The sequence below is a fragment of the Psychroflexus sp. MES1-P1E genome, assembly GCF_002836055.1.
Taxonomy (GTDB): domain Bacteria; phylum Bacteroidota; class Bacteroidia; order Flavobacteriales; family Flavobacteriaceae; genus Psychroflexus.
Map to the genome: position 1 here is coordinate 1 of NZ_PJBS01000124.1, position 6813 is coordinate 6813.

Genomic DNA, 6813 nt, shown 5'->3' on the forward strand with positions numbered 1-6813 from the left:
CTTTATAAAAAACATAGCACACAATGGTGCTTGGCTGCGAAGTAGTAAGAACTTTTTTTTTAGTTTTTATTTTCAGATAAAAATAATTTTTCTAAAAAGATTTAAGGATAACAGCAATAGCGCTTTATGCTTTTTAGGTACTGTGATACTTAGAAATAAATAACTTCCGTATATTAATTCAATGCATCCCATTCTTCTTGGGTCGCATCAGATTTTTGGTGTTCCATTAATGCGTACCATCCATCACTCCCTCTAATCATCAGCATTTCAAAATGAACAGGGTATTTTAATTTTACTTTACTTTTATTGTTCATGGTTGTGAACATGAAAATACCTGTCTCGTGGGCAGTTGTTTCATTTCCAATTCTTTGTGAGAATCGAAATTCTACTTCAGCAATTTCCTTACCTTTCTTTGTATTATCTAATCCTTCTTTCCATTCCGCTAGCGCCATATCTATTGGGATGGAGATTTGAAACAGAAGCTGCTTTCACGAGAACAGCATCCTTATGATACAGTGCTTTAAGACCTTCAAAATCTCCCTCTTTTACAGCTTGAACATATGCATCCCAATAGCGGTCCAGTTCGACCAATCGTATGGAATCTTTTTGAATTTCTATATGAATAGAGTCATTGTAGTTTAAATTATTTGCTTTTGTTGATTCGACACTTACTAAAAATAGTATCGCTAAGAAGAGGATTTTTTTTTTCATGTTTTTTTTAAGTATACTTACTGGATATGTGTGATGTACATTAAACAATGTTTAATGTTTTAAATATATTGTTAAACGAATATATAATAAAAACCTTATAAATCATCCAAAGGACTTCTAGTTTGTTGCATACTTTTTATGCTCACATGGGTGCAGATTTCAGTAGTTTTACTTTTATTATGACCTAATTTTTTGAATAGTTTACAAACTAGTAACACTTTCTAATACGTCTTTTCCATACCTGTTTCGTACCGATGAAGGTGAACGGTTTATTTATGAAACATAGTGAAAAATGGACAAATTTTCAAGATTAATCTAGATCCGATTGCCACAATGATGACCTCTTCTAAAGATTTTGACAACGCTAGTACGTCTTGTGTTCCTAAAATTGAATGAAAGGAATACCTGCCATCCAACACATATAAAACCAGAAATGTATTGGTTTCTTTGGTTGCATAACTTTCAAGAAAAGAAAGGTACCACTGATACTCTTTTTGCGTTATCATTTAAGTAATGGTATGGTCTGGTGCTTGGATTCTCTCTTTTCAGTCTAATTTTTGACCAAATGAAAAAACACTAAAACTGAGCAATAGAGTTGTTGTTATTAAAAGTTGTATTGGTTTTAAAAAATGCTTGTTTTTTTTTACCTGTCTTTATAAATTTTAAACGGTTTTTCTATAATTTCGCTTACTCCTATAAAATACTGCTCGATATTTTAGAGGCCTGTTCTGCGTCATGATAAATGCGATGTGTTGCTTTGATAAAGTCCTTCTTATCCGCTTCATAAATATTTACAAACGATTGCGGATTTATATCAACCAGAGGGAACCAAGAATTTTGCACTTGAATCATTATCCGGTGTCCTTTTTTAAATTGGTGAGCAGTAGCCATAATGATATGGCTTATTTATTTTGTTAAGCATTGTTATTATTCATGTTTGTGATGATCCGAATTCTTATAATGTTCTTTAATGATATACCTACCAAAATCTCCATCAAAATCTCTCCACACGGTATGAATGTGATTGGATTTGTCCTGGACATTATCAAACTCAATTAAAAAAGACTTCCCTTGAATCCGGTAATACTGACCTTTACCGAGGGCAGTTGCTCTGGCCCATCCAAATCTTACCTCATTTATTTCTTGACTCTTAATCTTATTGCTTCTCTTTTCGGCCTGTTTAGGAGGTATCGTTGATAGATACTCATCAAGAAGTTTTAAAAAAATAAGTTGTTGATTCTTGGTTAACTGAGCATACATAATTCCTACGGGACTTAAAGGTTTGACTTCTGTGGATTTCCCTGTAACAATGTCAAAAAATGATTTCTCTTGAAATAGTGCCACTTTTTTTTGTTCTTCTGATAATGAGTTTATCAATTCAAAACCGAGATCTTCTTCCTTTTGAAGAGTGCGCTCACCTTCTCTGGGTCCAGAAAGAATTCTTGCAGGACTTGCTCCTAAAAATAGGGGAGCAATTTCAACTTTTCCGTTATGAATTGTAAAATTTAGAGAAATATAATGTCCTTCAAAAGAGAAAGCCCACAAGCTGTCCTTTTCAGAATTTCCATAAAATGCTACCGAATACATTTCAGGATTTCTCTGTATTGAATCTCCACTGATTTCCAAAAGGATATTTTCTAAATCGATCATAGGAGCTGTCGGGATTCGTAAATAAGTTTAAACTAGCAATAAATCATATACGGTGTTGCCAGTAGTTGTTGTTTATTCAATAGTTATTTCTTGTTCCAATATAATAAACTCAAAAGCTATATCAGACAAACTTTTCCCATTTACAGTTGCATCCCAAGCGCTATGTCCAAAATCCTGTAGTGGATAAAATTCATAATTTACTCCTGTTGTTTGATATTTACTTACAAGTGTTTCTGCGGAACTAAAAGGGACAACATTATCGTTTGTGCCGTGCGCAATAAAAATCGGTGCGTCATTTGAATCGAATCTCTGTAACCCATATTCTAACTCTAAAATTTTTACATATGCTTCTCCACCCCAAAAATTAATTATAGTATGCACCTCTGAAGGTTGATTCATATTTGTTGAAAATAAGGTTGGATCTTCAGTTATCGATAGTTCATTTGTATAATCTTCAGCTTCTGTTACTCCTAAAGAAATACTTAAAAAAGCACCAGCAGAACCACCACCTACTGTGATAAACTCGGTATCTATATGATATGTTTCTGAATTAGCATATAACCAACGAATAGCAGCTTTTACATCTCTATTTGCAGGATAGACTTTCAAAATATCATCATTTGATGTGCTTTGTTTCCAAATTGCTGGAACTGTTCCCTTATCGTTTTTAAGACGGTAATCTAAAGAAAATACGACCCACCCTCTTGATGCGAAGTAATTCGCCATATTAACAATATTAGGATCTGTACGCGAGCCGAAGTCTAAACCTCCTCCGTGAATTAAAACGAAAGCTGGTCTCTTTAATAATGTGTTTTCTGGAATATAAGCATCCAGTTTTAATGGAATTACAGTAGTTGCAGAGCTATTCCAATCATCGTGTTTTAGTGCTTCAGCATATGTAATACTTTCGACTAAATTAAAAGTATAAGTTGATTCAGCTTTTACACTGACTTTTTCTTCATTGTTAGGTTGGGTAGTTATTGATTCGTCATTTTTGTTACAAGCTGTAATTAAAAAGACAAGACCTAAAATCGTAAAGGTTATTCTCATTATTTACTAATTTATATTTTGTTAGACCTGATTTTTCGGTGAAGGTTTACTATATGAGGATACCTATAGAAATACTTTAGTGAAAATTAATGCATTTTTACTTGTTTTTTACCACAGTACTTTGTTGTGCTTAGTGTTTTTACAGTTTTTCTTTAAACCAATAGATTAGTAATTCATTTAGCTCATCTTTTTTATCAGAAAATTTATGATCAGTTTCAAATTCTTTTAATTCAAAATCATAATTAATGTCTGTCAATTTTTTTGCAACTTTTTTAGCTTGCTCTGGATTTACTCTTTTATCATTTGTAGCACATAAAATTAGAACGCTACTGTTTTTATTTAATTCGTCTGCCCAATAAATAACAGAACGTTTTTTTAATTCTTTTTCTTTATTCCTCTTATAATCTGGTATTAGTTTAGCGCAAACATTTGTTTCCATTTCTGGTCTATCAATTATTAATGAGAATAAATCTGTAGGACCATTTCCGATTACAGCTGTAGTTATTAAATCTGATTTTTGAAGCGCTAAATATGACATCATACCTCCTCTAGACCAACCAAGCATTCCGATTCGATTTGAGTCTGCTTTTTCAATTTCTTTAACTGTCTCGGTTAAATACAATACATCATTAATATCTTCGCCTCCAAATTCATCATTTTCTCTGTAACAACTAGCAATTACTACATACCCTTCTTCTACTAATTTTGTAAACCCAAGCAAAGAATAAAGTGTTTTAGCTTTTGCTACTTTTCCAATTTCTTTATTTCCTCCTCTGTTAAAAATGATGACAGGAAACTTACCTTTTTTTTTAGGTTCAGCAATGATTCCATTTACCAATAGTGAATCACTTTTATAAACTATTAGATAAAAATTTATTTTGTCTAAATGTTTATATTTACTCATTAATGAACCGTTTTCAGATACTTTATTCCAAATAGGCGGTATGTCTAATAACTTAAATAATTTTTTTGATAGAATTTGGCCGTTTTTTAGATTTTTTGCTTCTTGATAATCATTAGGAATCATTTTTTTATCTAAAATCGTGTTGGTTAATTCCTCTTTTATTTGGTATGCTGTATAATATTTTTTTCCAATTTTAAAACCTAAAAAAAGACTTCCAATTATTATTAATATTCCTATAAAAATAGCTATCTGTTTTAATCTTTTCATAAGTTGGTAAGTTTTTTATAAGACGACTAAATTGTTTTTTTGTTACACAGATGTCACATTAAGCAAAACGGTTTCGGTATGAAATCGTTGCGTATTTCAGCACAAATTTATCAGCCAACTAAATTGTTTATTAAAATAATAATCCCCAAACATAGGACTATTAGAGCAATGTTTTATACCGCTTGTTGTGTGTAGTACAAGTTTGTTTCTTAATATTTGACATATTTAATATGTAGCATTACAAATAGGTTTAAATTTACAATAAAGCAAATGGAGTCAACTAAAAATAAATATGTATTAGTAATACATGGTGGTGTAGGAACGATTATTAAGGGAAATATGACTACTGAAAAGGAAGCGGCTTATTTAGAAACATTAAAAATATCGTTGTTCGAAGGGGAAAAGATTCTTAGAAATAAAGGAACTGCAATTAATGCTATAGAAGCTGCCATCAGTGTGATGGAAGATTCACCGTTGTTTAATGCAGGCAAAGGCTCTGTTTTTACCCATGAAGGTAAAAATGAAATGGATGCATCTATTATGGATGGTGCTTCATTAAATGCAGGAGCAGTTGCAAGTGTTACTCATATTAAAAACCCTATTTCGGCTGCTCTTCAAGTGATGCAGCATTCTAGTCATATTATGTTAGTAGGAGATGGTGCTGAAAAATTTGCAAAACAACAAGGCTGTGAGTTAGTAGATACCTCCTATTTTTATAATGAAGAGCGTTTCCAGCAACTGAAACTAGCACAGCAAAATAATGAAGTAATGCTCGACCATAGTGGAGAGAATAATAACCTAGAAGGAAATATTGAAAATAGTGGTAGAAAGCTGGGGACAGTTGGAGCTGTAGCATTGGATATACATGGCAATTTAGCTGCTGCTACTTCTACAGGAGGGATGACCAATAAGCAATTTGGTAGAATTGGTGATACACCAATAATTGGAGCAGGAACCTACGCAAACAATACAACTTGCGCAGTATCCTGCACAGGGCATGGTGAATATTTTATTAAGAATGTTGTTGCCTATGATATTTCAGCTTTAATGGAATATAAACAATCCACACTTAAAGAAGCAGCAACATATGTAATACACAAAAAATTAAAACATCAAAATGGAGAAGGTGGTTTGATAGCTCTTGATAAAAAAGGTAATTACGTCATGTCTTTTAATACCGAAGGAATGTACAGAGGAGTGGTAACAACAGACCATAAACCTAAGGTGGAGATATATAAATGATAAAATTAGTTATTATACCATTCGCCTTTCAGAAAGAATATAATTATGCCCTTTAGAAAGAACGTGGACGGTTAAATTTTCAATTGATATAGGCTCTCCGTCTTCTATATCTGCAATATTTGTGTATTTAATATTGCCGCCCTCAATGATCATTACCAGTCCAGATCCAATAGCTTCCATGTGATCCCCATTGGTAATCAACAACCCGGTATCCTCACCTAAACCAATACCAATACCAATAGGGTTGGTTGCAATAGTTTGGCATAACCTTCCAAATCGTCCTCTTTTAATAAAATGTGTATCAAATGTGACATCCTCTATAAAACCAAAACCTCTCGATAGTTTAACTTCTCCTTTTAATAATGCTTCCGTACTACTGCCACCAAATATCATGGTAGTAGACATCACCATTGCTCCAGCACTTGTACCCGCTACAATAAAATGTTCGTTTTGATACCTACTAAGCATGATGTTCAACAGCTCTGTTCCACCAAAAATTGTGGTTAACCTTAGCTGATTACCTCCAGTGAATAAAATTCCTTCAGCTTGATTAATTCGTTTAAGGTAGTCTGGATTGTGTGCATCTTCCCGATTTTTTATGTGAATGACGTCAATGTTTTCATTTCCAAGTCTAATGAATGCATCAATATAATGTTGCCCCGTTTCTTCAGGTATTAATGAAGCTGTTGTAATTATTTCTACTCGGTTTGTTTTACCCGAAAGTTCTTTTAGTAATCGTTTTAGTATCCCTTCTTCAAGGAATTTTTCCTCTAAATTTTCGGAGTTATTCTCATCATCAGGGCTTGTTCCTTTATCAACCGCTCCACCTATAGCAATTAATATTCCTTTTGGTTTTTTATTACTTGGCATTGGTTTTATTGGATTAACTTTATAGAAATATCTTCAAAGACCAAAGTTAGCATTTGATATCTCTCAAAACTAATTTATTCTTTTCAAATGTTGCCAAGGACAACGATCGGAAACATCTC

8 protein-coding genes are annotated in these 6813 nt (G+C 32.7%); 1 reads left to right on the forward strand and 7 read right to left on the reverse strand.

What is annotated here, in order from left to right; translation table 11 throughout:
• Nucleotides 1-173: 173 nt before the first annotated feature.
• From CXF67_RS03410 to CXF67_RS03445, 6 genes are all read right to left on the reverse strand, one after another.
• Nucleotides 174-452 carry a hypothetical protein gene (locus tag CXF67_RS03410; RefSeq protein WP_102087470.1) on the reverse strand — a complete coding sequence of 93 codons (279 nt, stop codon included), beginning with the start codon at nucleotides 450-452 and terminating at the stop codon, nucleotides 174-176.
• A complete protein-coding gene (locus CXF67_RS03415; RefSeq protein ID WP_145990365.1) occupies nucleotides 418-711 on the reverse strand; it encodes a hypothetical protein in 294 nt (97 codons plus the stop codon). The genes CXF67_RS03410 and CXF67_RS03415 overlap by 35 nt, the downstream gene beginning before the upstream one ends.
• Nucleotides 712-1404: 693 nt before the next feature.
• Nucleotides 1405-1602 carry a CocE/NonD family hydrolase C-terminal non-catalytic domain-containing protein gene (locus CXF67_RS03430; protein ID WP_102087473.1) on the reverse strand — a complete coding sequence of 66 codons (198 nt, stop codon included), beginning with the start codon at nucleotides 1600-1602 and terminating at the stop codon, nucleotides 1405-1407.
• Nucleotides 1603-1638: 36 nt separating this feature from the next.
• The gene (locus CXF67_RS03435) at nucleotides 1639-2361 is read right to left on the reverse strand and encodes a DUF3500 domain-containing protein (RefSeq protein WP_102087474.1); all 723 of its coding nucleotides are present in this window, start codon (nucleotides 2359-2361) and stop codon (nucleotides 1639-1641) included.
• A 72-nt stretch (nucleotides 2362-2433) separates the two neighbouring features.
• Nucleotides 2434-3411, reverse strand: a complete 978-nt coding sequence (locus tag CXF67_RS03440) for an alpha/beta hydrolase (RefSeq protein WP_102087475.1) — start codon at nucleotides 3409-3411, stop codon at nucleotides 2434-2436.
• Between the two features lie 139 nt (nucleotides 3412-3550).
• The gene (locus CXF67_RS03445; protein WP_102087476.1) at nucleotides 3551-4582 is read right to left on the reverse strand and encodes an alpha/beta hydrolase family protein; all 1032 of its coding nucleotides are present in this window, start codon (nucleotides 4580-4582) and stop codon (nucleotides 3551-3553) included.
• 270 nt (nucleotides 4583-4852) lie between these two features.
• On the opposite strand from CXF67_RS03445, the gene CXF67_RS03450 reads away from it, so the two are divergent.
• Nucleotides 4853-5824, forward strand: coding sequence for an isoaspartyl peptidase/L-asparaginase family protein (locus CXF67_RS03450; RefSeq protein WP_102087477.1), 972 nt, complete (start codon nucleotides 4853-4855; stop codon nucleotides 5822-5824).
• A 12-nt stretch (nucleotides 5825-5836) separates the two neighbouring features.
• On the opposite strand, the gene CXF67_RS03455 is transcribed toward CXF67_RS03450, so the two are convergent.
• Nucleotides 5837-6694 (reverse strand): cyanophycinase, encoded by an 858-nt coding sequence (locus tag CXF67_RS03455; RefSeq protein ID WP_102087478.1) that lies wholly within the window; start codon nucleotides 6692-6694, stop codon nucleotides 5837-5839.
• Nucleotides 6695-6813: the final 119 nt, after the last annotated feature.